General features: G+C 65.5%; 22 protein-coding genes and 1 pseudogene. 5 read left to right on the forward strand and 18 right to left on the reverse strand.

Annotated features, from left to right (window positions below):
• Nucleotides 1-33: 33 nt before the first annotated feature.
• The 7 genes and pseudogenes from V2S85_RS23460 to V2S85_RS27300 form a co-directional block, all read right to left on the reverse strand.
• On the reverse strand, nt 34-531 hold the full coding sequence (locus V2S85_RS23460) for a hypothetical protein (protein WP_330705221.1): 498 nt from the start codon (nt 529-531) through the stop codon (nt 34-36).
• A gap of 160 nt (nt 532-691) precedes the next feature.
• Nucleotides 692-1,627 (reverse strand): cation diffusion facilitator family transporter, encoded by a 936-nt coding sequence (locus V2S85_RS23465; protein WP_330705222.1) that lies wholly within the window; start codon nt 1,625-1,627, stop codon nt 692-694.
• A 69-nt stretch (nt 1,628-1,696) separates the two neighbouring features.
• Nucleotides 1,697-1,915 (reverse strand): hypothetical protein, encoded by a 219-nt coding sequence (locus V2S85_RS23470; RefSeq protein ID WP_330705223.1) that lies wholly within the window; start codon nt 1,913-1,915, stop codon nt 1,697-1,699.
• A gap of 62 nt (nt 1,916-1,977) precedes the next feature.
• Complete coding sequence (locus V2S85_RS23475) at nt 1,978-4,038, reverse strand: AsmA family protein (RefSeq protein WP_330705224.1); 2,061 nt, start codon at nt 4,036-4,038, stop codon at nt 1,978-1,980.
• A gap of 175 nt (nt 4,039-4,213) precedes the next feature.
• Complete coding sequence (locus V2S85_RS23480) at nt 4,214-6,607, reverse strand: membrane-bound PQQ-dependent dehydrogenase, glucose/quinate/shikimate family (RefSeq protein ID WP_419198231.1); 2,394 nt, start codon at nt 6,605-6,607, stop codon at nt 4,214-4,216.
• A 187-nt stretch (nt 6,608-6,794) separates the two neighbouring features.
• Nucleotides 6,795-7,433 (reverse strand): glutathione S-transferase, encoded by a 639-nt coding sequence (locus V2S85_RS23485; protein ID WP_330705226.1) that lies wholly within the window; start codon nt 7,431-7,433, stop codon nt 6,795-6,797.
• Nucleotides 7,430-7,654 (reverse strand): annotated as a pseudogene (locus tag V2S85_RS27300) (hypothetical protein); the annotation flags it as partial. The pseudogene V2S85_RS27300 and the gene V2S85_RS23485, both read right to left, overlap by 4 nt.
• 109 nt (nt 7,655-7,763) lie before the next feature.
• Between V2S85_RS27300 and V2S85_RS23490 the strand changes: the two are divergent.
• Nucleotides 7,764-8,423, forward strand: coding sequence for a response regulator transcription factor (locus tag V2S85_RS23490; protein WP_330705227.1), 660 nt, complete (start codon nt 7,764-7,766; stop codon nt 8,421-8,423).
• A 21-nt stretch (nt 8,424-8,444) separates the two neighbouring features.
• Here V2S85_RS23490 and V2S85_RS23495 read toward each other — a convergent pair whose 3' ends face one another.
• Nucleotides 8,445-9,779 (reverse strand): HAMP domain-containing sensor histidine kinase, encoded by a 1,335-nt coding sequence (locus V2S85_RS23495; protein ID WP_330705228.1) that lies wholly within the window; start codon nt 9,777-9,779, stop codon nt 8,445-8,447.
• Between the two features lie 212 nt (nt 9,780-9,991).
• Here V2S85_RS23495 and V2S85_RS23500 point away from each other — a divergent pair, with 212 nt between their 5' ends.
• Nucleotides 9,992-10,693, forward strand: coding sequence for a type IV toxin-antitoxin system AbiEi family antitoxin domain-containing protein (locus tag V2S85_RS23500; RefSeq protein WP_330705229.1), 702 nt, complete (start codon nt 9,992-9,994; stop codon nt 10,691-10,693).
• A 73-nt stretch (nt 10,694-10,766) separates the two neighbouring features.
• The gene (locus V2S85_RS23505; RefSeq protein ID WP_330705230.1) at nt 10,767-13,109 is read left to right on the forward strand and encodes a TonB-dependent siderophore receptor; all 2,343 of its coding nucleotides are present in this window, start codon (nt 10,767-10,769) and stop codon (nt 13,107-13,109) included.
• 253 nt (nt 13,110-13,362) lie between these two features.
• On the opposite strand, the gene V2S85_RS23510 is transcribed toward V2S85_RS23505, so the two are convergent.
• Nucleotides 13,363-14,568, reverse strand: a complete 1,206-nt coding sequence (locus V2S85_RS23510; protein WP_330705231.1) for an MFS transporter — start codon at nt 14,566-14,568, stop codon at nt 13,363-13,365.
• On the opposite strand from V2S85_RS23510, the gene V2S85_RS23515 reads away from it, so the two are divergent.
• Together V2S85_RS23515 and chrA are read left to right on the forward strand one after the other, a co-directional pair.
• On the forward strand, nt 14,567-15,436 hold the full coding sequence (locus tag V2S85_RS23515; RefSeq protein ID WP_330705232.1) for a helix-turn-helix transcriptional regulator: 870 nt from the start codon (nt 14,567-14,569) through the stop codon (nt 15,434-15,436). The genes V2S85_RS23510 and V2S85_RS23515 overlap by 2 nt on opposite strands.
• Nucleotides 15,437-16,101: 665 nt before the next feature.
• Nucleotides 16,102-17,292, forward strand: coding sequence for a chromate efflux transporter (gene chrA / locus V2S85_RS23520; protein WP_330705233.1), 1,191 nt, complete (start codon nt 16,102-16,104; stop codon nt 17,290-17,292).
• Between the two features lie 112 nt (nt 17,293-17,404).
• On the opposite strand, the gene V2S85_RS23525 is transcribed toward chrA, so the two are convergent.
• From V2S85_RS23525 to V2S85_RS23565, 9 genes are read right to left on the reverse strand one after another with little or no spacing between them, the layout of a single operon-like run.
• A complete protein-coding gene (locus tag V2S85_RS23525) occupies nt 17,405-17,671 on the reverse strand; it encodes a DUF6356 family protein (protein WP_330705234.1) in 267 nt (88 codons plus the stop codon).
• A 56-nt stretch (nt 17,672-17,727) separates the two neighbouring features.
• Nucleotides 17,728-18,351 (reverse strand): short chain dehydrogenase, encoded by a 624-nt coding sequence (locus tag V2S85_RS23530; protein ID WP_330705235.1) that lies wholly within the window; start codon nt 18,349-18,351, stop codon nt 17,728-17,730.
• Nucleotides 18,348-18,872, reverse strand: coding sequence for a nuclear transport factor 2 family protein (locus tag V2S85_RS23535; protein WP_330705236.1), 525 nt, complete (start codon nt 18,870-18,872; stop codon nt 18,348-18,350). The genes V2S85_RS23530 and V2S85_RS23535 overlap by 4 nt, the downstream gene beginning before the upstream one ends.
• Nucleotides 18,873-18,883: 11 nt before the next feature.
• The gene (locus V2S85_RS23540) at nt 18,884-19,393 is read right to left on the reverse strand and encodes a nuclear transport factor 2 family protein (protein WP_330705237.1); all 510 of its coding nucleotides are present in this window, start codon (nt 19,391-19,393) and stop codon (nt 18,884-18,886) included.
• Complete coding sequence (locus V2S85_RS23545) at nt 19,390-20,100, reverse strand: NAD(P)-dependent oxidoreductase (protein WP_330705238.1); 711 nt, start codon at nt 20,098-20,100, stop codon at nt 19,390-19,392. The genes V2S85_RS23540 and V2S85_RS23545 overlap by 4 nt, the downstream gene beginning before the upstream one ends.
• Nucleotides 20,097-21,413 (reverse strand): MmgE/PrpD family protein, encoded by a 1,317-nt coding sequence (locus V2S85_RS23550; RefSeq protein WP_330705239.1) that lies wholly within the window; start codon nt 21,411-21,413, stop codon nt 20,097-20,099. The genes V2S85_RS23545 and V2S85_RS23550 overlap by 4 nt, the downstream gene beginning before the upstream one ends.
• Entirely contained in the window at nt 21,410-23,101 is a 1,692-nt protein-coding gene (locus V2S85_RS23555; RefSeq protein WP_330705240.1) for an ABC transporter permease subunit, read from the reverse strand. The genes V2S85_RS23550 and V2S85_RS23555 overlap by 4 nt, the downstream gene beginning before the upstream one ends.
• Nucleotides 23,098-24,180 carry an extracellular solute-binding protein gene (locus V2S85_RS23560; RefSeq protein ID WP_330705241.1) on the reverse strand — a complete coding sequence of 361 codons (1,083 nt, stop codon included), beginning with the start codon at nt 24,178-24,180 and terminating at the stop codon, nt 23,098-23,100. Before V2S85_RS23560 ends, V2S85_RS23555 begins: the two co-directional genes overlap by 4 nt.
• Nucleotides 24,177-25,274 carry an ABC transporter ATP-binding protein gene (locus V2S85_RS23565; RefSeq protein ID WP_330705242.1) on the reverse strand — a complete coding sequence of 366 codons (1,098 nt, stop codon included), beginning with the start codon at nt 25,272-25,274 and terminating at the stop codon, nt 24,177-24,179. Before V2S85_RS23565 ends, V2S85_RS23560 begins: the two co-directional genes overlap by 4 nt.
• Nucleotides 25,275-25,313: the final 39 nt, after the last annotated feature.

The following is a 25,313-nucleotide window of genomic DNA, read 5'->3' on the forward strand; positions in this document are numbered from 1 at the left end:
GAGCAAGCAGCAGCTCGTTCTTCTCGGCCTCGGTCAGAACATGAAGCGGCGGTGGCGGCATCCGTAGGGTGAATCAGCCAATCGACCTCCGCGCAACACTTTTCTGCCAACCCCGTGAGCAATTACCTCCGGCGTGCCGTTGCGCAGCAGCGTCATTTCCTGGTCGCGAAAATGCGGCGTCTCTCCTGCGAGGCCTGCCTTGATTATCGCATCGTTGAAAGCGGCGATCTCGGGCCAGCTTTCGCGCACGTCCGATCCGAGAGAGCCGGGATGGCGTCCGCCTGCAAAGTTCGAGTAGGCGTCGTTGTAGAGCATGACCCCGGCCGGTCCCCACATCATCACCATGGGGACGCGCGAGCGCAGCAGGATCGACAGGGCGCCGGTGAGGCAATGCGGCCACTGCGCGATCGGCCCAAGCGGCGTTGCCGACCAGTCCCGGCTCGCGATCAGTTCTGCGCACGCACCGCCTCCTGACAGGAAGGGCAGAGAGCCGCCGGCGGGCGCGAAATCGAGAATCGGCATTGTGGACATGCATCAGAATCCTGAAAGCCGCTTTCGAATTACCGGTGCGAAAAAGTGCGGCGCGCTTGCCGATCGGATTGTCATAGCGGAACTCGTGTTGGTCTGGAAACGCCGATCGTACGGGCTGGATACGGGGGCAGCCGAAGATCGCCCTTTGCAACGCCTTGCCTTATCCCGGAGTAGCATCTTCGCGCTTTTCGGGCCGGATGTAGACGGAGGCGATCTTGGGAGAGAGCGCTTTCATCTGCGTCTCCAGTGCCTCGATCAGAGTCTGCGCCTTTCCCATCGGCAGATCGTCCGCGAAATCGACGCTGGCTGCGACGAAGACCGAATCCGGGCCGGTATGAACGGTGCGAATGTGATTGACGCCGATGATGTCCGCATTGCGTTCCATCACGGCACGAAGGCCGGCGATCAGGTCCGGGTCGGCCGCCTCGCCGATCAATAGCCCTTTGGATTCGCGCGCGAGCAGGATGGCGACGCCTGCCAGAACCAGGCCGATGACAACCGAGGCCGCACCGTCCAGGCGCGGGTCCGCGAAATGGCCACTGGCCCAGATGCCCAGGGCCGCGATGACCAGTCCCACGAGAGCCGCGCTGTCCTCGAACAGCACGATGAAGTCAGGCGGATCCTTGGACTGTAGCACCGCCCGCCACCAGCTTTGTCCAGCGCGGCCGGCATTGAATTCCTTTACCGCGATGGCCCAGGATGTGCCTTCCATCGCAAAGGCGATGCCCAGGACGATGTAGCTCAGCGTAGGGTCGCCGATCGGGGTGGGCTTGTGAATGTGGGTAATGCCTTCGTAGATCGAAATGCCTGCCCCGCCCGCGAATATCAGGATCGCGACGACGAAAGCCCAGAAATACAGCTCGCGCCCATAGCCGAACGGATGGGCCGCATCGGGTGGGCGCTGGCCGCGCCGCTGGCCGTAGAGGAGCAGCAACTGGTTGCCGCTGTCCACCAGCGAATGAACGCCTTCGGTCGCCATGGCGGAAGAGCCCCCGATCCCTGCCGCCACGAACTTGGCGATCGCGATGCCCAGGTTCGCCGCCAGTGCTCCATAAAGGACGATATTGTCTCTGAAATGTCCGGGAGTTCTAGCCATGCCGCACTGAACGAGCGGAGGGCGCTAGCGTTTCACGGGGTGTTCACGCTTTTTCCTCCGATCGCGGACTTATGCACGAGGTGAGGGTGCCCTGGCCGTCTCCCGCTTCTGCAAATGCCTCTTCAGCGCGTAGCCGCCCAAGCCGGCCGCGACGAGGCCTACGGGACCGAGGCGGCGCAAAACGGACGTAGCCGCTACACCGAGAACGGCGCCTCCTGCACCGTCGATGCCGCGCACATGCTGCGCCACCTGACTGCCTGCGATCGCACCGAGAATCTTGCCGAACATGTCTTGTCTCCTTTCAGGTTCAAAGATCGGCGGCAATGATGGTTCCGGACCGGACCACCGCGCTATCGCTGGTTTTTCTTCGGCGATCCGTTGCCCACGTCGTCACGCGGCTTGCCCCCGGTGGTGCGCTGGGCGCCGGCGCGCGCTCCGGCGAGGACCGGGCCGCATGCCGCCGACTTCGCATCGCCGGGATCGACGAACGCCAGCAGCCCGGCGATCGGCGTCGCCACCACGGCAAGCCCAAGTCCCACGCCGGCACGTCCCACCAGTTGCGGGCTGATGACCTGCAGCCTCGGCGCGGCGAAATGGCCGCCGAGGCCGACCGGCGACTGTCCGGAGAACAGACTGAACTTCTTGCCGTCCGCCCGGAATGCCAGATCAAGCGCCTCGGTCCCGAAGCTGAAGCCGCCGCGACCGGTCACGACGTTCTTGCTGGTGTCGATCAGGATCGGGTCGGCCGCCGCGGTGCCGCCGCGCACCGTGAATGCCAGCAGGCCGCAATTGACCTCGATCGGCTTCTTCAACTTGCCCTGGAACATCTTGGAGATGAAGGTGCCAAGATCGAGTTCGGCCAGTTGCGCGTTCTGTGTCCACAAGGTGCCCTGCGGCATCACGAAGGCGATCCGGCCGGACGAAGTCGCCAGCGAATCGTGGATCGTGTCGCCCCTGCCGTTCAACTCGATCCGGCCGCGAATGGTGCCGGTGGTGCCGGAATCGGCAAGGCCGTAGCCGGCAAGCAGCCGGCCCATCGGCGTCGAGGCCAGGCGGATGTCGTAGCGGATCGCGGAAGGGCGCTGGCGCGTGTCGAAGATCAGGTCGGAGGCTACGTCGCCGCGCGCCATCGAGAACGTGAGGGGTGAAAGCTCCAGGCGCCCCTTATCCAGCGACAGCTTCAGCGCGATGTTTGAGACGGGCACGTTCTTCGAGCGCACCACCGCGATCTTCCAGTCGAGCCCGGCGTCGAAGCGCTGCATCATCGCGACCGGCAGCGCGGCTTCGGGAAGGATGCGGCGTGGGCCGGCCCCGGTCGCGGCGGCGGCGGCGACCGCGCCTCGTGAAGCCACGAGGTCGGGATTATAGCCGATGAACGGTGCCGCATCGACGATGTCGAGCCGCCGGGTCACCAGCGAGGCATCGATGCGCAGCCGCTGCGCATTGCTTACCGTGAAGCCGCCCGAAAGGTCGGACTGGCCGAACGTGCCGGTCATGCCCGTGAAGCGATAGGTCTGCGCCTCCTTAACGAGCTGGGCCTTCAGGGCGTAGCGCCGCGTCCGGGGTATGGCGACGTCGATCACCGCCATCAGGTCCGACAAGTCGCGTCCCTGCGCCGCGACCTTCAGGGGGACACCTTCGAATTCGGTGAGGCCGGGCAATGTGCCCGAGACGTCGATCACGCTGTTCGCGGCCCAGGCCCGTGCCTGCAGCCGGTTCTCCGCCCCGGAAATGCTGGCATCGGGCGAGAGCAGGCGGGCGGACAGGCGAAACCGCGTGGTGCGAAACGTCCCGTCGCCCGTCAGCCCCACCGCCTTGCCGATGCGGGTGTCGGTCGCCGCGATCGGGTCGATCGTGAGGTTCGCCAGCAGCGGCATCTGCGGATCGATGTAATGGATCCGCGTGCCGGTGACCTCGGCCCTGTCGATGCGCGGCATCGCGAAAGGCTTGCCTTCGCCGCTCTTCGCGAAGGTCCAGGTGTTGCGCTTGTGGCCCTCGTCCCATTCGAGATTGGCGACACCCTGGTCCAGATCGAGCGAATAGACGTGCCGCCGCCCGAACAGCAGCGACAGCGGGGCGATCCTGGCCTCGATGCGCCGGGCGGCGAAAAGGGTGCTTCCCCTGGCCCATTGCGGGTTCGAAACGGCCAGTCGCTCGGCCAGGAACTTGATGCGCAGCGGGGCGAAATAGAGCTGGAAGTCGCCGCCGACCCTGACCTCGCGGTCGCTCAGTGAACTCGCGATGCTTTCGAACGGATGCTTGAGGAACCGGCCCTTGGTGATGAACACGACCAGCCATACCGCGAAGATCGCGGCAATCACGACGATCAGCACATTGCGCAAGATGCGCCAGCGCCGCCTGTGTGCAGGTGGTGTGGGCGCAGGCGGGTCTGATGCGACTGGCGTATCCATATCTCCACATCGCTTGAACGCGGGTTTTGGTTTCAGGCCTCACCTTCGCGGCACCGGCCCACTCCCCCACCCGACCGCCCATAGGGTACTATCGTTGGGCGGTCGGGCAGGAGAGTGGGCCGGTGCCGCCAAATTCGCGTATCGCGAATTTCCAGACGATCTCTGACCGGCTGCTTCAAGGGAGTGCGTAGGCGATCACCTGATCGCCGATTGGCGTCTCCATGAAGTGATGGCCGCCCGGCGCGATCACCAGGTATTGCTTGCCGTTCACCATGTAGGTCATCGGCGTCGCCTGGCCGCCTGCGGGCAGCACGTCCTTCCACAGCACCTTGCCGGTCCTCAGGTCGATCGCACGGATCAGGTTGTCGGTCGCGGCGGCGACGAAGATCACGCCGCCCGCCGTCACCACCGAGCCGCCGTTGTTGGGCGTACCGATGGTCAGCGGCAGCATCGAGGGGATGCCGAAGGGACCGTTGGTGCGGGCCTCGCCCAGCGGCTTGTCCCAGATCGTCCTGCCGGTCGCCATGTCGATGGCGCGGATGCCGCCATAGGGGGGCTGCTTGCACAGCATGCCCGTCAGCGGCAGCCGCCAGCCGGCATTGACGTCGATCGCATAGGGCGTGTGCGCCTGCGGATCGCCCGCGCCCTCTGCCCCGCCGATTTCGCCGCGTGCCTGGTCGCGCGGTGCCCAGCCCTTGCGGTTGGCCTCGGCGCGCGGCACGAGGCGCACGTAGTTGGGCATGTCGTTGTAGTTGGCGATGATCACCCCCCGGCGCGGATCGACCGCCACGCCGCCCCAGTCGGTGCCGCCGTTGTAGCCGGGATACTCGATCGAACGGCGGTCGCTTTCGGGCGGAGTGAAGAAGCCCTTGTAACTCGCCTTGCGGAACTGGATGCGGCAGATCATCTGGTCGATCGGCGACATGCCCCACATGTCGCGCTCGGTCAGGTCGGGCTTGCGCAGCGTATGCCACAGCGAAACGCGCTGCGTCGCCGCGCGCTGGCCGGGCTCGACGCTGCCGCCGGGCGCCTTGATCGAGCCCACCGGGGTCAGCGGCTGGCCGGTGCGGCGGTCGAGGACATAGATGTCGCCCTGCTTGGACGGCAGCACCAGCGCGGGCGTGCCCTTGTAGTCCACGAGGGTCGCTTGCGCGCCGAAGTCATAGTCCCACACGTCGTCGCGCACGGCCTGGAACTTCCAGCGCGGCTTGCCGGTGGTCACGTCGAGCGCCACCAGCGAGGTCGCGAAATCGCGCTCCTGCGGGCGGCGCAGGCTGGAGTAATAGTCCGCCGCCGCATTGCCCATCGGCAGGTAGACGAGGCCGAGCTGCTCGTCGCCGCTGGCGATCGTCCACATGTTGGGTGTGCCGCGCGCCCAGGTCTGGCCCTGCGGCGGATAGCCGTTCCAGTCCGGGTGCATCATGTCCCAGGCCCAGCGCAGCTTGCCGGTGACCGCGTCATAGCCCCGGATCACGCCCGAAGGCGCCCAGCGGTCCTGACCGTCCAGCACCTGGTGGCCGGTGACGACGACGCCGCGCACGATGGTCGGCGGAGAATTGATCGAGACGTAGCCCGGAGGCGTGTTGCCCATGCCGATCTTGGTATCGACTTCGCCATTGGAGCCGAAGGCGGCGCAGCGCGCGCCGGTGCGCGCGTCGATCGCGAAGAGGCGCGCGTCGAGCGTGCCGTAGACGATGCGCCGCGCACAGGGCTGGTCGGCCGGAGCACCGGGGACCGCGAAGTAGCTCACGCCCCGGCAGGCGGCAGTGTAGGGGATCGCCTCGTCCGAAACCCCGGGATCGAACTTCCAGCGCTGCCTGCCCGTCGCCGGATCGAGCGCGATAACCCTATTCTTCGGGGTGCAGACGTAGAGCGTGTCACCCACCTTGAGCGGGGTATTCTCACCGCCGTAAGTGCCGGCGATCTTCGCGGAGGAGGGCATGTCGCCGGTATGGGCCAGCCAGACACGCTTGAGGTTCTTCACATTGTCCGGCGTGATCTGGCCGAGCGGCGAAAAGCGGCGCGCGGCATCGGTGCCGCCATAGGCGGGCCAGTCGTCTCCGACAGCGGCGAGCGAGGGATCGCTCATCTCGAAGCGCAGGCCCGGAAGGTCTTCGGCCGGGCCGGTGTCGGCCATGCGCGCGAAGATGGTGGCCGAGATCGCCGTCAGCACGATCGCAGCCGCGCTCGTGGCGAGGCCCAGCTTCCAGCGGTTCGGGCGAGTGGACAGCGTGGGCATCACCAGCAGCGTCGCCACCAGCAACACCAGCGGCGCGACGATGCGCGGCACCAGCGCCCAGTTGTTCGCGCCGACTTCCGCGAAGGCCCAGATAACGGTGAGCACGAAGATCGCGCAGTACAGCCAGCCGCCCAGCAGGTTGCGGCGGATCAGCAGCCCGCCCGAAGCGAGCATCGCAAGACCGGTGAGCGCGTAATAGGCCGAGCCTCCCAGCACCGCGAGATAGGTCCCGCCCAGCGTCAGCACGAGTCCGATAAGCGCGATGACGGTGCCTAGGACGAGAGGCGCCAAGGGACGTGCCTTGGGCTGCAGGTTCGCCGACTCCATCATTCACACTCCAGAAACATTTAGCCGCTCCGGCATCGAAATGGTCCGAGAAGCCGATTGTTCCTCAAGTGGTTGAGATGGAAATGCCAGAGGGCATGTCGCGTCCGCGGCAGCTTGGATGCGGTAAGAAAAGTGCCGGGAACCTGGTATGCGGCGAGCCATGGGCCTTTGCGTGCTGCCGCCGGGTGTCTCACGCGAAGCGGTAGGGGCCGCCGCGTTCGAGTGCGGCCTGGTAGGCCGGCCGTTCATGAATCTTGTCGAGCCAGGCGATGGTCGCCGGGCGCCCGGTATCTAACCCGCCCCGATCGCGGGCTGCTTCGAGCGGAAAACTCATCATGATGTCGGCGGCCGTGAAGGTGTCGCCGGCGAACCACGGTCGGAATGACAACTCGTGCTCGACGAAGTCGAGGTGAATGTCGATCATCGGTTGCAGCTTCTTCTGCGCGGCCTTGCCCAGCAGCGGAATGCGGCCCAGCACCAGATTGACGAACAGAGGAGGCATCAGCGAGCCTTCGGCATAGTGCAGGAAATGGCGATAGCGCAGCGCCGCGTTTTCACCATAAGGTTTGCCCAGCCGACCATCCGCCTTGGCGGTGAGATATTCGATGATGGCGCCGGTTTCGGCGATGATGAGTTCCGAGCCCGAAGGGTCGTGATCCACGATGACCGGTGACTTGCCGAGGGGATGCACGCGGCGCAGTTCGTGCGGGGCGAGCATCGTCTTCGGATCGCGTTCATAGCGCCTGACGTCGTATGGCAGCGCGAGTTCCTCCAGCAGCCACAGGACGCGCTGCGAGCGTGAGTTCTCCAGGTGGTGGACTACGATCATCGGGGCAGGGCTCTCCGCTGGTTGGTCTCATGGGCCAACGGACGGCGCGGTGCATAGTTGCGCAGCCTGCGGATCCCAGTCCTTGTGCTTGGCGATCCTTTGCGCCTGGTTGCCGCGAAATACTCGCGCTGTGGCTTGGCGATCGGTTTCCCTATCTGCTTCGATGCGCTTGCAGCGTCGATTTGCGTGTTGCCCCGGAGATTGGCGGCAAACGCTGCTCCGGCGGCCTTCTGCTAGGTTTCGAACGGCTAGGCATGTGCTTCTGCTGGATCGAGATGTCGTTCAGGTTCAGTTTGGGTTCGCCTTCTATCGGGGCTACGGAGGCGTTCCATGCGCATTTTGGTTATCGAGGACGACCGTCCGCTCAGCGAAGAGATCGCTCGTGCCTTGCGGGCCGAAAATTTTGCCGTGGACCTTGCGTTCGAAGGGGAAGACGGGCGCCATCTCGGCGCGACCGAGAGCTACGATGCCGTCGTGCTCGACCTTGGGCTACCCAATATCGATGGATTGACGGTATTGCAGTCGTGGCGAGCCGATGGACACGGTTCGCCCGTGCTCATCCTGACCGCGCGCGATGCGTGGGCGGAAAAGGTCGCGGGGTTCAAAGCCGGCGCCGACGACTACCTGATAAAGCCGTTTCGCGTGCAGGAACTGATCCTGCGGCTGCGCGCGCTCGTTCGCCGTGCCAATGGCTATGCCTCGAACCGGGTTTCTTGCGGGGCGCTGGTGTTCGACGTGCAACTCGGCCACTTCGAGATGGATGGGCTGCCCTTGCGATTGACCGCCTTTGAATGGCGGGTGCTGTCGGCACTGATGCTGCGCAAGGGTACGGTGATGGATCGGCGCGAACTGCTGGACCGGGTCTATGAATATGACGCCGACGTGGATTCAAACTCGCTGGAAGTGATCGTCGGACGCCTGCGCCGCAAGATCGGAGCGGACATGATCCGAACCATTCGTGGCAGAGGCTATCAACTGACGAGCGACTGAGGGGCTGTCCTGTTCCGGGTTCTAGCGTGGAAGCATGAGGGCGACCCGCAGGCCGCCTCGCGGCGAAGCTTCCAGCGTGAGCGAGCCGCCATGCAATTCCGCCAGTTCGCGTGCGATCGGCAAGCCGAAACCGTGGCCTTCCCCGCGCTCGTCCAGGCGGCGCCCCGGGACCAGCGCCTCTTCGATCGCCTCGGCGCTCAGGCCGGGGCCGTCATCCTCGATGATGATGCATGCCATTTTCCCGGATGCCCGGGCCGAGAGACGAATGTCATGGCGTGCCCATTTCCAGGCATTGTCCAGCAGGTTGCCCAGCATCTCCGCCACGTCCTGCGGATCGCATTTCAGCGTGAGGCCAGCCGGGACTTCGGCGGTGAACCTAATTCGTCGATCAGCGTGGATGCGTCCCAGTGCCAGTGCCAGTTCGTCCACGCTTGCGGCGACGGACACCACAGGCCCTCCCGGCGATCCGGGAGAGGCGGCTCGGGCACGGCCGAGATGATGGCGGATCGCCCCGTCGATCTGCGACACGAGTTCCGTCAACCGGCCGGAAGGATCGTTGTCCAGTTCGGCTATCCGGATGCTCAGCGTTGCCAGTGGGGTCTTGAGGCTGTGCGCCAGATTGGAAACATGTCCGCGCGCACGGGTGAGCGCGGCTTCGTTCTCGTCCAGCAGGGCATTGAGTTCATGCGCCAGCGGCGCCAGTTCCGCAGGTTGGCTATCCGGGATACGCTTCAGAGAGCCGCTGCGCACCGCAGTCAGCGCCAGCCGCAATCGCGACAGGGGCTTGAGGCCGAAATGGAGCTGTGCGCAGGTTGCCGCCAGCAGCACCACGCTCAGGCCACCCAGGATCAGCAGGATCGGCGTCAGCGCACTTCTCAGCATGCCGTCGAACACGTGGATGGGCGCGAAGGCGGTGACGCGAACCAGCCCGGCCGGCGTCCTGTTCTCCAGCGTGCGGAGATAGGATTCCCCGGTGCGACCGGCGAGAAGGCTTTCCTCGCCGCCGCGGAAATGGCCCTCCCGACCCGGCGGTCCTTCCCAGACGATGCTGTCGAGCTGCGGGGCATCGCGCGAGATATACGTCCGCGCCGGCGTTTCGATCGTCCAGCCCCAGCCCCGCCGATGCTGCGTGAAGGGGCCCAGGTCGCCCAGCATCGCGCCATCGACGGTGCCGTCGGCGCGAACACTGCGCAGCAGCAGCGCGATCTGCGCGTCGAGCCTTTCGTTGAGGCTGCGCCGTACGAGATCGTAGATGCCGTGATGGATCATCAGCGAGGCCAGCAGGAGCGCCGCCCCGGTCAGCACGATGCCGGCGATGAGCAGACGGGAGCGGATCGAGCGGGGGAGCAGTCTCATGTCGTTACGTTCCCTGCCGGCCAATGTTCATCGCCTCCTTCAGCCCAGGACGCTCGCCCGGACCAGCCTGAAAGCATACCTGCGACAAATACGAACCAGACCTGAATAGCCCGGTTCAGTCAGCGTGTATCGAGGATCGCTATTAATATTCACTATCAACAGACGGCCAGTGGCGCCAGGCGGTGCAATGCGCCGCCAGACAGTGAGGGACAATGCAGAAGCACTCGACCACGCGAACGGGCATGTGGGTGGGCGCAACGGGTTCGCGGCGGGCAGGCCGGCCAATTACGGTGCTCACCTCGCTGGAACGCCGCGTCCTCGCGCTGCTACGCGAGGCAGACGCTGGTGACGCACATGAATTCGCCGGAACCCCGGACATGGATTTCTCGCTCTGCGAAACGCTGGCGCGTCTGGCGCAGAACGTACGGGACAATGGGCTGATCGTCTTCGGCATGCAGTCCCGGTTCGTGAGCGATGACGAATTCGCGATCCTGAGCTGGCTGTCGATGTTGCAACGCCCGTCCCAGTCAGGCCGCTGGCGGATGGCGAATCCGCTTCAGGAAACCTTGCGCAAGTTGGCCCAAGGTCTCCTCCGCGGGGAACGCCGCCTGCCGGCCCGGTCGATGCTCGCCGATGCCAGGCTGGAACGCGAAGATTGCCTGCATGTCGAGTTCCTGCCTGAAAACACCCGCAAGGCGAAAAGCCGCGCAGGAGCGACAAACCATGCGCAAGGTGCGGCGGCAAGTGCCGTCGCGCTGGTCGAGCGGCATCGCTTCGTCACAGCCTCGCAGTTCCGGGAATCGGGCATTTCCACGCAGAAGCTGAGCCGCCTGTGCAGCCGTGGATATGTCGAGCGGGTATCTTTGGGCCTCTACAAGAAACCGGGCGCAACGGACGCGATGCTCGCTTCCTAGCCCTGACCATCGGCGCCGCGATCCATCGGCGAAACCACCATAACCAGGTGTATTACCAACCAAGGGGGATCTCTTGTCCTATTCTCGTATCCGCCGTTCGCATTCGCGGACTGCTCCGGCTTATCTGGCGCTGGCCTGTGTCGGCTTCGCATCTGCTCCCGCTCTCGCGCAAGACGCGAAGGAAGACACCGCGCCGAGCCTCGGCGGCGTGACCGTTTCCGACACCGCCATCGAAGAGACGCCCTATCGTGCGCCCAGGGCGGATTCGCCCAAGTACACGGCGCCGCTGCTCGACACCCCCAAGACCGTGATCGTCGTACCGTCGCAGGTGATTCAGGACACCGGCTCGACCACGTTCGTCGAAGCGCTCCGCACCGTGCCCGGCATCACGTTCGGCGCCGGTGAAGGCGGCAACCCGCAGGGCGACCGTCCGCTGATCCGCGGCTTCGATGCCCAGGGCAGCACGTATATCGACGGCGTGCGCAGCGTGGGCGGCCAATCGCGCGAGATATTCGCGATCGAGCAGATCGAAGTGGTCAAGGGCGGCGACTCCACGATGGGCGGTCGCGGCAGCGCCGGGGGCAGCCTCAACCTCGTCAGCAAGATGCCGCATCTCGGTACGTCGGCGCAGGCGGACCTGAGCTACGGTACCGACGACTACAAGCGCGCCACGATCGACGCCAACTACCAGCTCGGCGAAACCGCCGCGATCCGCCTGAACGGCATGTGGCACGATGCCGACGTCGCCAAGCGCGATGTGGTGACGTACAACCGCTGGGGCATTTCGCCCTCGGCGGCGCTGGGGCTCGGCACTGCGACCCGCGCCTTCGTCAACTACTACCACATGCAGAGCGATGACATCCCCGATCCGGGCATCCCGTTCGAGCGCCCCGGCAACGCCACTTACGTGAACACTGCCGATCAACTCGCCATCGGACCGGCTGACGTCGATCGCACCAATTTCTACGGTCTCGCCAACCGTGATTTTCGTAGGACCAATACCGACGAACTGCTGCTCCGCGCAGAGCATGACCTGTCCGACACGATCCGCCTGCGCGCCACGACCAAGTACGCCAACGTGAAGCAGGCCTATGTCATCACCCAGCCCGACGACAGCCAGGGCAACGTGGTGAACGGCCTTGTCTGGCGCCGTGCCAACACCCGCTGGAGCAACGTCGATTCGATGGTCGGCCAGCTTGACCTCGCCGGCAAGTTCGACACCGGCGGTATCGAGCATTCGTTCTCGACCGGCTTCGAGGCCAGCTGGGAACAGTCCAAGCGCGGCAGCTTCGCCGTCAACACCAATATCGGCACGGCCAACGGCGACCGCTGCAACGCCGCCAACCAGGCTGCCGGCAACTGCACCAGCCTGCTGAATCCGACCCCGTACGATAACTGGCGGAACATTCCTGCCGGCGGCACCACCGGCGTTCCGATCACCAAGTCGGCCGCGACCGGCAAGACCGAAGCGACGACGTACGCGCTTTATGCGGCCGACACGGTCACCGTGACCGACTACCTGCTGCTGAATCTGGGCCTGCGTTACGACTGGTTCGACACCGCCGCGACCACTATCGCGACGAGCGGCAACACCGTCTTGTCCAACAAGGAGCACTTCCTAAACTATCAGGCAGGCGTCGTGCTCAAGCCGATGTCGAACGGTAGCGTCTATGTGTCGATCGCCAAGTCGTCGACGCCGGCAGGCAGCATGATCGGCGAAGGTTCTGAAGGCAACGCGCTGACCGCGCTCACCACTCTGGACCTCAAGGCGGAAGTCACCAAGTCCTACGAGATCGGCACCAAGTGGTCGTTCTTCGATGATGCCTTCGGCCTCAACCTGGCGCTGTTCAAGACCGATACCGACAACGCCCGCATCACCAACGGTGCCGACGTGGTGTTCCAGGGCAAGCGCAATATCAAGGGTGTGGAAGTCGGATTCAACGGCAAACCGCTGCCCTTCTGGAGTGTCTTCGGCGGCTACACCTACATGGACTCCAAGATCGTCGATGGCGGCTTCACCTCCGCCACCGTCGGCGGCGTCACCGTCATCACGCCGAGCATCAACAACGGCAAGCCGTTCCCCAACACGCCCAAGCACAGCTTCACCGCCTGGTCGACCTTTGACATCGCCCAGCGCTTCCAGATCGGTGGCGGCGCGATCTACAGTTCGAAGCAGTACGGCAGCTTCGGCACCGTCGTCCTCGACAACGGCACCACCGGCACGATCGTCCGCTCGATCCCCAGTTACTGGCGCTTCGACGCGATGGCTTCGGCACGGATTGCCGACAACATCTCGCTGCGGGCGAACGTGCAGAACCTGACTAACAAGAAGTACTATGACAAGACGTACTCGACTCACTTCGTGACAGTCGCGCCGGGCCGCTCGGTCTTCGCGACCCTTTCGCTGAAGTATTGATCGCATTGCACCTGTGCTGTCCCCGACCGGCGGCACAGGTGCAGATTACCGGCGTTGGCAATCTTGAGTTGCAGATCGAAAGACGCCGTTCTCCTGACGATCAGTCTCAGTCCAGGCGCGAGCATGGGCGGCAGTTAAATCTGGTGGCAGGAACAACCATGAAACCGGAAAGTACGGGCTTTGGCGGGAGGAGGAATATAGTCAGTCGGTTCCGGACAAGACCTCCCAGCCTCCTGTGGCCTGCCAGGATCAGCTACCTCTGCTTTGGATCCGGCAACAGGATTGCCAACAAGCCGATAGCGGGAAGATAGGCGCAGATCGCGTAGACCGTCTCGATGCCGGCCCTGTCAGCGACTTCGCCCAGCACCGCCGCACCCACGCCGCCCATACCGAACGAGAAGCCGAAGAACAGGCCGGAGATCATGCCGATCTTGCCAGGCACAAGGTCTTGCGCGAAGACGACGATCGCCGGGAAGGCGGAGGCCAGGATCAGGCCGATCATCACCGTCAGCGGTCCCGTCCAGAACAGGCTGGCATGCGGCAGCAGCAGCGTGAAGGGCAGTGCGCCGAGGATCGAGAACCAGATCACATATTTCCGGCCGAACCGATCCCCCAGCGGCCCGCCCGCGATGGTGCCGACCGCAACGGCAGCGAGGAATGCGAACAGGTGCAACTGCGCCGCCTCGACCGACACGCCGAAGCGGTGGATCAGGTAGAAGGTGAAGTAGCTGGTGAGACTGGCCAGATAGACGTACTTAGAGAAGATCAGCGCCAAGAGCACAGCGATCCCACCCAGAACCTTGCCGCGAGGCAGCGCAGGAACGGCCTTCGCGCTGCCCTTGCCATACGACAGGCGCGCAAGCCCATGGTGACGATACCATTGGCCGACATTCCACAGGATCGCGCAGGACAAGAGCGCCAGCATCGCAAAGAAAGCGAGGCTCGACTGGCCCCAGCGCATGACGACGATCGCGGCTGCCAGCGGCCCAAGCGCTGACCCGGCGTTCCCGCCGACCTGGAACATCGATTGGGCTAGCCCATGCCTGCGTCCTGCCGCCATGCGAGCGACGCGCGATGATTCGGGGTGGAAGACCGAAGACCCCATCCCCAGCAGCGATGCGCCGACCAGCAGCATCGCATAGCTGTGTGCAACCGACAGGACGAGCAGCCCCGCCAGCGAGAAGAGCGTGCCGCCCGGCAGCGCCAACGGTGTCGGCCGCTTGTCGGCATAAAGGCCGACAAGCGGCTGAAGGATCGATGCCGTCATCTGATATACGAGCGTCACCAGCCCGATCTGGCTGAACGACAGGCCCAATTCCGTCTTGAGGTTGGGATAGATGGCAGGCAGCAACGACTGCAACATGTCGTTGATGAGGTGGCAGGCGCTGATCGCCGCGATGATGCCGAAGACGGTGGTTTCCGTTGTGGGCATGGATGGGGCGGCTCGAGTGGGGTTCATGGTGATTTCCGTTCGGGATGACGTGCCTGGCTATAGGTGCTCGCAGTTCTACCCGCATTCGATTATGGGTCTTTCACTTTCGCGATTGGGACAAGTGATGCGCTGGAATGATCCGGCTTCGATCGAGCATATCGACCGACCTATAATCGGTGTCGGCAATGAATATCCGCCTGCCTTCGAACTCGACTGGCATGAGCATCGCCGTGGGCAGCTTCTCTATGCCGCACGCGGCGTCGTGGTTGTCAGCACCCCCTATGGCGCCTGGGTCGCGCCCCCGGAGCGGGCGGTCTGGACGCCGGGCGGCTGTCCCCATGCGGTCAGAATGGTCGGTGAGGTCAGTACGCGTAGCGTCTTGATCGAAGCAGATGCCGAGGGCTGGCTAGGCGACAGCAACAAGGTCATCCAGGTATCGCCTCTGCTTCGAAGTCTGCTGGAGGCTGCTTGCGATATCGCGCCTGAATATGATCCCGAGGGACGCGACGGCAAACTCATGGCTCTGCTTCTCTCCGAACTGGCAGTTGCACCGACCGTGCCTTTGGCCGTCCCCTTTCCGCAAGTCCCTGCCATGGCTGCGCGCTGCCAGGCATTTCTGGAACATCCCACGCCGCATGACAGCATCGACCAGTGGGCCGCTGGGCTTGGCATGGGCCGCCGCGCTTTCACCCGCGCCTTTCGCCGAGAGACGGGTTTGAGCTTTGGCGCATGGCGGCAACAGGCCTGCATACTTGTAGCCCTGCCGAGGCTGGCCGAAGGCGAATCCGTTACGAACATTGCCTTCGATCTGGGCTATGAAAGCGCAGCGGCATTCACGACGATGTTCAAGCGGCGCGTGGGTGTTTCACCCAGCCGATACCAGTCTGGCGGTTGAGGCGCATCGATCGAACCTGCACGGGTATCGACTTTCGGAGAACGGGCTCACCTCTCGCCCGGTCAGTTCGCCGGGGGGCTGGGCGCGGTTACGTGACTGGGCGGCATCTTCGGCGCGCTTGCCGGAGCGCACAGGGCGGGGCTTGGCCGACGCTGCGGAGGCAGGGCCAGGGTGCTGAACTCCTAAAGCGGCGTGGCTCTTCGACGGCGCGTCCCATGTGCAGGCGTTAGCAGTGGAAGAGACTGACCGTATCGACGGATGGCTGAACAAAACGCCGAGCGGGGAGGGCCAGGTATAGTTCGGCCCCTCCGCCGTCGCCGGTTGCTCTTCATTTCGGGCGGCGTGAACGAAATTTCGCTGATCGAGAGCCGATCCGGGACCGTCAGGAACGCCAATGAGGGCGACGGCTTTCAAGTTGGCAGAACGTCCGGACCCGGGGTGTGGAACTCGGTGCCTGAACGACAAAGCTGGGTCGAGGCGCGAACCGCTGCTTGGCATCCGGTTTCACCATGAGATTGACGAAATGCAGCGTCCCAGCACCAACATTTGTTGACGCTGCCCGGCACTTGGCGGATAGATGCCGGACCGGGCACATGCGGACGCCCGGTCAGACGGCTTCCGTCCAAGTCCGCTCCACGAGCCGCGTCAGCGGTGGAGGAGCGCATATGGAAGTCAGTACGCAGCCCGTTCCAGCCCCACGCATCTCGCTGCCCGCGTTGTTCCTGAAGTTCCTGCGCTTCGGTTGCCTCGCCTTTGGCGGCCCGGTGGCCCAGATCGCGATGTTGAGGCAGAGCCTCGTTGAGGAAGAGGGGTGGGTCGATCACGCCCGTTTCAATCGCCTGCTCGCCGTCCTGCAGATACTTCCCGGGCCGGAGGCGCATGAGCTTTGTGTCCATCTTGGGGTAATGGCCCGTGGGCGCGTCGGAGGCCTGCTTGCCGGACTGGGCTTCATGTTGCCGGGCCTATTTCTGATGCTTCTGGCAGCATGGATCTACGTCACGCTCATTGCCGGGCACCTCGGTTGGAGCACGGCCCTGCTCGGCATCCAGATCGTGGTCCTGGCGGTCATCCTGCGAGCCGTATTCCGCATCGGCGAGCATATCCTTGACGATCGGTTTTGCTGGGCGATCGCCATCGGCAGCGCCGCGGCGACACTCGCCGGGATGCCTTTCTGGCTGCCGCTCGCGGGTGGTGCGCTGATCCATGCCTTTGCGCACCGTACCGGTGTCCTCGCCTGCATCGTCTTTCTTGCGCTCTTGCTGGCCGTCTGGATACATCACCTGCCGATCGCAGAGATCGTCGCAGTGCCTGGCGCAGCAAACGTCACGTCCGCCGCGCTCTTCATCGCCGGTCTCAAGGGCGGCCTGCTGACCTTTGGCGGCGCCTACACCGCCATTCCCTATGTGCGGGCCGATACGGTCGGACGCGGATGGCTGAGTGACGCGACGTTTCTTGACGGCATTGCGCTGGCCGGTGTGTTGCCTGCACCGCTGGTCATTTTCGCGACCTTCGCCGGCTACGTTGCTGGAGGGCTTGCAGGCGCGCTGGCCATCACAGCCGGAATGTTTCTGCCCGCATTCGCGTTCTCGATGATCTTCTACGAACGACTTGAAGCGGCGATCGAGCACCCGGCGCTTCAACGGGCCCTGTCGGGCGTGGCAGCGAGCGTGGTGGGAATCATCGGCGCCACCTTCGTCCAGTTGAGCCTCGCTACGGCGCACCGTCTGACCGCACCTCTTGTAGCCATCGTGCTGTTCGCCGCCGCACTGCTCATCGTATGGCGTGTCAAAGGCATGTGGGTCACCCCGGCGGTGTTGGCCGCAGGCGCTTTTGCTGGCGTCGTTCTTCGTCTTTAATCCATCCAGCTCCCTCTATTGGCAGCCCTGAATGAAATAGCGGGCCGTCCGCACATAGCTACAGAGAACTGTGCTCTAAGCGTCCGAGAGTGATGAAGTGGGCTATTGCATTCTAAATTTCATACTCAAGGTGCCAAGTATTGGCTTTAGGGGCGTACCCATCAGATTGATCGCGCGGCCTGCGGTTTGTCATTTCGTCATGCAGTTTCTTGACGATGTCGCTCCCGGTGCGGGTCAGCAGGCCGGGGATGAAACCGTGGACGATTGCCGCCAACCCCGCCTTGAGCATCAGCACGCCGAAGCGGTTGGCAACGTACCAGTGTTCGCCATAAGTTTCGTGGACCGAGCCGGGATGGTCGACAAACAGTTTGTTGAACACATGTTTCTCCTGGAATGAGGCAGATGGCAGATCATACCGCGCGTGCCGGCCGCGGATCAATGACCGACAAGGAAGGTCTGGCCAGTTTCGATACCTTCGATCGAGCGAAGATAGGCGCCCGCAACATGCGCTGCCGGCACCGGCTGGTGGCCGGGCAGCAGGTTGGTGCCGATCTTGTCGACCGATTCCTGCAGGATGGTGGGGCTGATCGCATTGATGCGGCGGTCGCGGCCCAGTTCGGCCGCCGCACCGATCACGAAAGCCTCGATGCCGCCATCGACGATACTGGCTCCGATGCCGCCTTGCCAAGGCATGCGCGACATGATGCCTGAAATCAGCGTGAACGAGCCGCCTGCGCGTACGAAGGGCAGACCTTGCAGAACGATGTCGATCTGCGAGGAGAGCTTGCCCCGGATAGCTTCGTGGACATGCGCCAGAGTGGTTTCATGCAGCGGTAGCAGCGGGACTACGCCTACGGTGCAGACCACTGCATCGACCTCTCCGACCCGGGCATAGGCGGCAGCGATGGAGGCGCTATCGGTTATGTCGATGCGTAAGTCACCCATGTCAAAATCGGCGCTGGCGACGTCATGCTCGCGCTCCAGCAGCATGGTCAGGACAGCGCTTCCGACCGTGCCGGAAGTACCGATCAGGAAGACGCGCTTTTTAGGGATGTTCATCCGGGATTTCCCGGGCGTGCGAACCAGCGGGTCGTAGCGGCGCTTTCGATTGCGGCAAGGAGGACTGGATCATAGTCGCCCTCGTCGATTTCGACGTTCTTCTGCGCTATGTCGCGCCGTGCGATGCGCCACCCTTGGGCAGTACGCACCGCGCGATCGGAATAGAGCCCATTGCCGCGGATGCGGCGCACGCGCCCGGGCGTGTCGGTGGGGTGGAGCGTGATGTAGGTCACCTCGCTCACCACATGAGCGCTCTCGCCATCCGCTGCGAAGCGGTAAAGCGTATTGCCGATCAGGTGCTGGCCGGAAATGCGCGTGCGGTTGAAGTCCTGCAGGAACTGGCCGAATTCCGCAGCGCCAAGGCTTTCCATCGGCATGCCGGGAAAATGGATCGTGGCATCGGGCGTGAACACGCCTTCGTAGAGGCTCCATTCGTCCTGATCCTGCGCCTGGCCGTAGCGGACCAGCAAGTCGGAGATTTCTGCGCGGGCGAGCAGTTCGGCGTCTGTGATCTGGAGCATCGGGATTGTCCTCAATGGGAAGCGGCTACCGCCAGCCAATCGGTGGCGAGGGTGGCGCGCACGGCATCGGCGATGGGCGAGGCGAAGGGGATCACGGCGCCGTCGGCGGCCTTGCGCACGATGGCGTGGCGCACGATGCGCCATTCGCCGTCGATCCGCCTGAAATCGTCGATGTAGAGGCCGGGCGTCACTTCGCGTAACGACCCGCCTTCAGCCTGTTCCAGCGTAGTGGCCAGGAACTCGGTGACGGTGCGGGCACTGTCGCCGTCGATCTCGGCGCGCATGTTGCCCAGCAGGTGCTGGCCGGACAGGCGCAAGGCGTCGAAGGTGCTTGCCAACATCTCGCGAAAGGCGACGAAGCTGAGAGCGGCGTCCATGTAGCCGGGCACTTCCACTTGCGCGCTTTCGTGGAAGGCGCTGTCGTAGAGAGGCCACGATCGCTGGTCGACACCTTGCGCATAGCGGGTGAGGCAGTCCAGCAGTTCGGCCCTGTCCCGCAGCGTCTGCCACGTCAGCCTCACGCGGCGACCTCGGGCGCTATTTCGGCGGCGGCGAGAAGGCTGGTGTCCTCCAGCGGCTCGGTGATCGTCAGGAACTGGCCGACGTGGCGCGGGGCCACCACTTCCGAGAGGGCGAAGGCCGCGAGATCCTGATAGGTGACGCGCGAGGAGCGATCGAGTTCGATACGGGTGTAGACCGCGTGCGGGCGGCCGATGTCGCCTTCGTAGATCGAGGGGTTGCGGATCACCGTCCAGTCCACCGGCGCGTCGCTGGCGGCGATGAATTCCTCGGTATGGTCCTTGTCGAGCACGCGGTTCTTCACGAGATCGCGCAGCCAGGTGACGTAGGGCGAACCGTCGTTGCTGCCGCCGGCGCCATGCGTGCTCATCAAGACGATGCGGCGCTTGCCGTGCCGGGGCAGGGCGTCGAACAGCAGGCGGGTGGAGACGAGGCAGACATCGACCGAGGCGGAATCGTCGATCTCGGCGCGGCTCGTGCCAGAGGCCGGGATGCCCAGGCTGCAGATCACCGCGTCGTTCTCGGCGGCGAGCTTTTCGATGATCGCCGGGTCGCGGGCGTCGCCGACGACGACTTCGAGGTTTTCGCCCCGGACGGGCAGTCCTTCCGGACGGCGAACGAGTGCGGCTACATGGTGTCCGGCGGCCAGCGCCTGTTCGACGATGACCTGGCCGGTGCGTCCGGTGGCGCCAAGGACAGCGATTTTCATGACATGCTCCTATCGGGGGAAACGAGGAAAGGGGTGAGCGCCGCCACGAGAGCGGCGGGGGACTGGCCGGGCAGCGCCGCCGTGTCGCAAGCGCCGGACAGTGCGGCGTTGGCGCGATACTTGCGGTCGAGGGGAAACGGGGCGCGGAGACTGCCCGGAGCGTCATCGACGCGCAGGCGGCGCGCAGTTCCGGCGACATGGATCGTCACGGCGGCGGGATAGCTGCGGTTCGGGGCAAGCGGGGAGAGGTCTGACGATTCCACCAGCGTCACCTTGCGCCCGGCGGCCAGGATCGCGGCGTCGCTGCGCCCGTCCGGCAGGAAGTGCTCGGGCAGCACTACGCCTTTCGCCAGCAGGCAGCCGATCGCGAAAGGGAAGCTGAACTGTGCATGGTCGGCCGAAGCAGGCGGCAGGAAGTCGAGCGCGGCGAGGCCGGGCATCACCTCGACCTCGATGCGCTCGACCTGATCGCCGCTCCAGCCTTGCTGCGCGAGTATCGCCTCTACTGAGGCGAGTGCGCCATGGATGGCGCGGCAGCAGGGCCAGAGCTTGGCGTAGATGTTCAGGATGTGCCAGCTTTCGCCCAGCCGGGACGCGAACGTGTCCGCGGCCTGCGGGGTGTCGAACGGAGGGGTGTCGAACGGACTGGGCGCGATGCCGAGGAACGGCACGCCTTCACCGCCGAAGCCTGCCTCGGCCAGCAGGGCGGCGGTCACGGCACTGGAGGCGGCCTGCCCGATCGCTTCCTTGACCATCGGTAGCTGGAGGCTGGCGAAAGGACCATGGGCGGCGGCGATGCGTATTGCGCGTGCTATCGTGTCTGCCGAGCCGCCTCGGTAGCGGGCTACCGCAGCCGCCGCTCCCAGCACCGATGCCGCGCCGGTGCAGCGATAGGAGCCGCCGCTGAGCTGCGGCATCAGCAGGTAGCCCGCGCGGATCGCGATCTCGTAACCGACGACGAGCGCGGCCAGGAGGTCTTCGCGGCTCTCATCCCCGCGTGAGGCGGCAAGCAGTGCGGGCAGCACCGTCGAGCCGGGGTGGATGCCGCCGCCTTCGTAATGCCCGTCGTCGTGGTCGAAAGCCGATGCGGCAATGGCCAACGCGAAGGCGCGCATTGCGGCGGACGAGCCTCTCGAGCCGCCCAGATCCAGCGCCATCGCCCGGCGCGCTGCTGCGAACGCCTCGCTGCGGGTGCCTGCGAGCAGGCAGCCCAGCGTATCCTTGAGCGCGGATTCTGCGCGATCGCGCACGCGAAGCGGCAATGCGCTCCAGCGGACCGATGCGGCGAAGGAGGCGGCGGCTTCGGCGCTCACGGCCGGGGCTCCGAGCGGCGCGCCTCGCGCCGGAGTTTCGACGCCAGCCCCGCCAGCGCATAGAGGGCGACGGCGCAAAGCGCGGCAAGCATGGTGATGGCGGCGGGCAAGGGCGTGATCGCCGCCTTGAGGTCTTCCCACAAGCGCAGCGCCAGCGGCATCGCATCCGACGAGGCGAGGAACAGGCCCGCGCTGATGTCGTCCACCGCGAGCAGGAAGGCGAACACGAAAGCGCTGGCGAAAGCGGTCGCGAGCAACGGCAGTGTCACTGTCCGGGCGGTGGCGACCGGTCCGGCGCCCAGCGTGGCGGCAGCGCGGGCGAGTTGCGGGTCGAGGCGGCGCGCGGCGGCGCCGACCAGCAGGAAGCCATAAGGCAGGCCGGTCACCGCATAGACCGCGACGAACAGCACCGAGGGCTCGATCCCGCTCCAGCGCAGCGCGACAAGGTAGAGCGCCGCCGTCACTGTGATTGGCGAGACCACCAGCGGCGCGGCGACGGCCAGCGTCACCAGCCTTGCGCGCGCGGTGCCCAGACGCAGGGCGGCAAGGGCGGCCATGGCTCCGGCAAGGCTGCCGATGGCGGCCGATGTGATGGCGATACGCAAGGTGAAGGCTGCCGAGCCGAGCAGGTCGGGGTCGCCGAGGAAGGTTTCCATCCAGCGCAGCGAGAAGCCGCGTGGCGGGAACCGCAGATAGAAGTCGTCGCTCACCGAAAGCGGGACGAGGATGACGAGAGGCACCAGCAGCAGCGCCAGTACGAAAGCGAAGATCGCACCGACCGGCACCCAGCGCCACGGCGAGACCGCGCGGGCGAGCGGTTCCAGCGCATGCATCACGCGGGCGGAGATGCGCCCTGCGCGTGCCCGTCCGGCATAGCCGCGCAGCATGGCCGCAAGGCCGCAGGAGAGCAGAACCAGCGCGAACATGACCACGATCCGCGCCGAGGCACCGGCATCGTCGCCCAGTGTGTTGATGCGTACTTCCAGTTCCTGCGACAGCAGGTAGCTGTCGGGCGCGCCGAGGAGCGTCGGGATCGCGTAGAAGCCGAGGCAGCTGAGGAACACGAGCGCACAGCTCACGCCAATGCCGGGCAGGGCAAGCGGGAGGACGGTGGTGAACCACGCCGTCACCGGGTCCGCGCCGAGGCTGCGCGCTGCGCGCGGCACGCGCAGGTCGATGCCCTGCATCACGCCGTAGAGCGGCAGGATGAACAGCGGCAGCGTCACCTGCACGCTGGCGAGCAGCATCGCACCATCGGTGAAGGCCAGCTTGACCGGATGTGCCCAGCCCAGCGCATGCAGCGCGGAATTGACGAGCCCGCGCGAGCCCAGGATCGCCAGCCAGGCATAGCTGCGGATCAGCGTGCCGATGGTGAACGACAGGCCCATGGCCACCAGCATCGCCCGGCGTGCCCATGCGGGACAGCGCACCAGCGCATAGGCCGTCGGCGTGCCCAGCAGCAGGCAGGCCAGCGTCACCAGCGCGGCGAAGCGCAGGGTGTCGCTCAGTACGCTGCGAAAGGCGCTGTCGAGAATGCCGGAATAGGCCGAAAGATCGAAAGTCCCTGCTGGCGCCACCGAGCGGTACAGCGATAGCGCGAAGGGCGCGAACAGCAGGCCGAGGCTGATTGCCAGCGCGGGAACGCAGGCCAGCCACGCCATTGCGCGGTTTCGGGCGAGGGCGCTCATTTGCCGACCACCCCGGTCTCCCACAGCTTCACGCTGAGCGCGACGTTGGTGATGCCGGGACGGTCTTCCTTGGCCCACCATTCGTCATCCTGCATGATCTGGCGGGACAGGTTTTGCGGCGCTGTGGGCAGGTGCGCGGCGCGCCCCGGCGGCAGCAGGGCGAAGGCGCGCTGGTTGGCGGGGCTGTAGCCGATCAGCGAGGCGAAATGCGCCTGCCGGTCCGGCCGCAGGGCGAAGGCCATGAAGCGCAGGGCATTGGCGTGGTTGGGCGCGCCGCGCGGGATCGCCCAGTAGCCGCCCTGCAGGATGCCCTGGTTCCAGGTGTAGAGCGAACCGGCATCGCGCGCCTCGGGCGTGTCCACCGGCCCGTTCCAGATATTGCCGATGACGACGTTCTGCTCGTTGAGCATCTGCAGCGCATCGCCGCTCGACAGCCAGTAGCGCGCGACGGAAGGGCGCAGGCGGCGCAGGGCGCGGATCGCGCGGTCCCAGTCAAGGGGATAGAGCCGCTCCGGCGATACGCCGTCGGCCAGCAGGGCGATCTCGAAGGTTGCCGCCATCTGTCCCATCAGGCCGGAACCGAGCATGCGTTCGCCGGGATGACGGGCGGTGTCCCACATCGCGGCCCAGCCTGCTGGCTCGCGGCCGGGGAACAGTTCCTGACGATAGGCCAGGACGGTGGAGGCGTAGAACGAGGGCAGCGCGTGCTTGCGGGGCTTGCGCGGGCCGAGTGCGGCGATGTCCTGCGGATCGAACCCGCGCAGGTCCACAGGCGCGAGCAGGCCGTCGCGTTCGAAACGCGGGAGTTCGGCCCCGGAAATGTCGGCGACGTCGATCACCGGGCGGCCCTGTTCGATGCTGGTGCGCAGCTTGCCCGGCATGACGAAGGGCACGGTGCGCACGCGGATGCCGGTTTCCTTCTCGAACGGCTTGTAGAAGGCGCGGCGCTGGGCGCGGCCCCAGAAGCTGCCGCCGTCGCACAGAATTACCTCGGGGCCTTTGCGCGAGGGGGCGCAGGCCCCGGCGGCAGCAGACATCCCAAGGGCGAGTGCGCCGCGTCGGTTCAGAATGACGCTCATCGCGCACCCGCCGGATAAGCGCAGGCTGCGCCGGGCGCGATCGTGACGCCGACCGCCGTTCCCGGCACCGGCATGGCGGCGGTGATCGGCTGCACGGCATGAAGCTGCGCGCCGGAGCAAAGCCGGATTTGCACCGTGCGGTGCGTGCCCGCAAACAGCGCGGTCAGCACGGTGCCGCCCAGCGCACCATCGCGCGGTTCATGGAGCGCGACGTCCTCGGGCCGCACGACGAGATCGACGGCGGTTCCCGGCAGTGGCGGCGGGGAGGGCCAGCGGGCATCCAACGTGACCTCGCCAAGGTGGACCGCGCCGTTGTGCCCGGCAACGGCGTCGAGGCGGTTTGCGCCTGCCCACAGGAACTGCGCGGCGAAGGCGCTGGCGGGATGGGCGTAGATGTCCTCCACCGCGCCGACCTGTTCGAGCCTGCCCAGGTTCATGATGGCGATGCGGTCGGCCAGTGCCAGCGCCTCGCGCTGGTCGTGGGTGACGTAGATGACGGTGGCGCGCGTTTCCTGCAGCAGCAGCTTGAGTTCGACCTGCAACTGTTCGCGCAGCGCCCGGTCAAGCGCCCCCATCGGCTCGTCCATCAGCAGCACGGCGGGCTCGGCGGCAAGGGCCCGGGCGATCGCAACGCGCTGTTGCTGGCCGCCCGACAGCGTCTGGATGTGCCGGTCGGTGAAGCCCTCCAGCCGCACCGAGGCCAGCAGGCGATCGACGCGCTCGCGGATCTCACCGCGCGCGGCGCGTCGCCGCACGAGCGGATAGGCGATGTTCTCGGCGACGGTCAGGTGCGGGAACAGCGCATAGTGCTGGAACACCATGCCGATCTCGCGCCGGTGGACGGGCAGCGCCACCACGCTGCGCCCGTCGATCAGGATATCGCCCGCGTCGGGCTGCTCGAACCCCGCCACGAGGTTCAGCAGCGTCGACTTGCCCGAGCCGCTGGGGCCGAGCAGGGCGATGCGCTCGCCCGGCTCGATGTCCAGCGATAACCGGTCGAGCACCGGTGAACCGCCGAAGCTCTTGCTCACCTGGTTGATGGCGAGCGGGGCGGTGGAGGCCGTTTCGGGGCGGGCCTGCCTGGAAAGGATCACGTCAGTCGGTTCCTGTGCATGATGGAAAGTCCGCCCCCG

Source organism: Novosphingobium resinovorum (assembly GCF_036352595.1).
Classification (GTDB): domain Bacteria; phylum Pseudomonadota; class Alphaproteobacteria; order Sphingomonadales; family Sphingomonadaceae; genus Novosphingobium; species Novosphingobium resinovorum_B.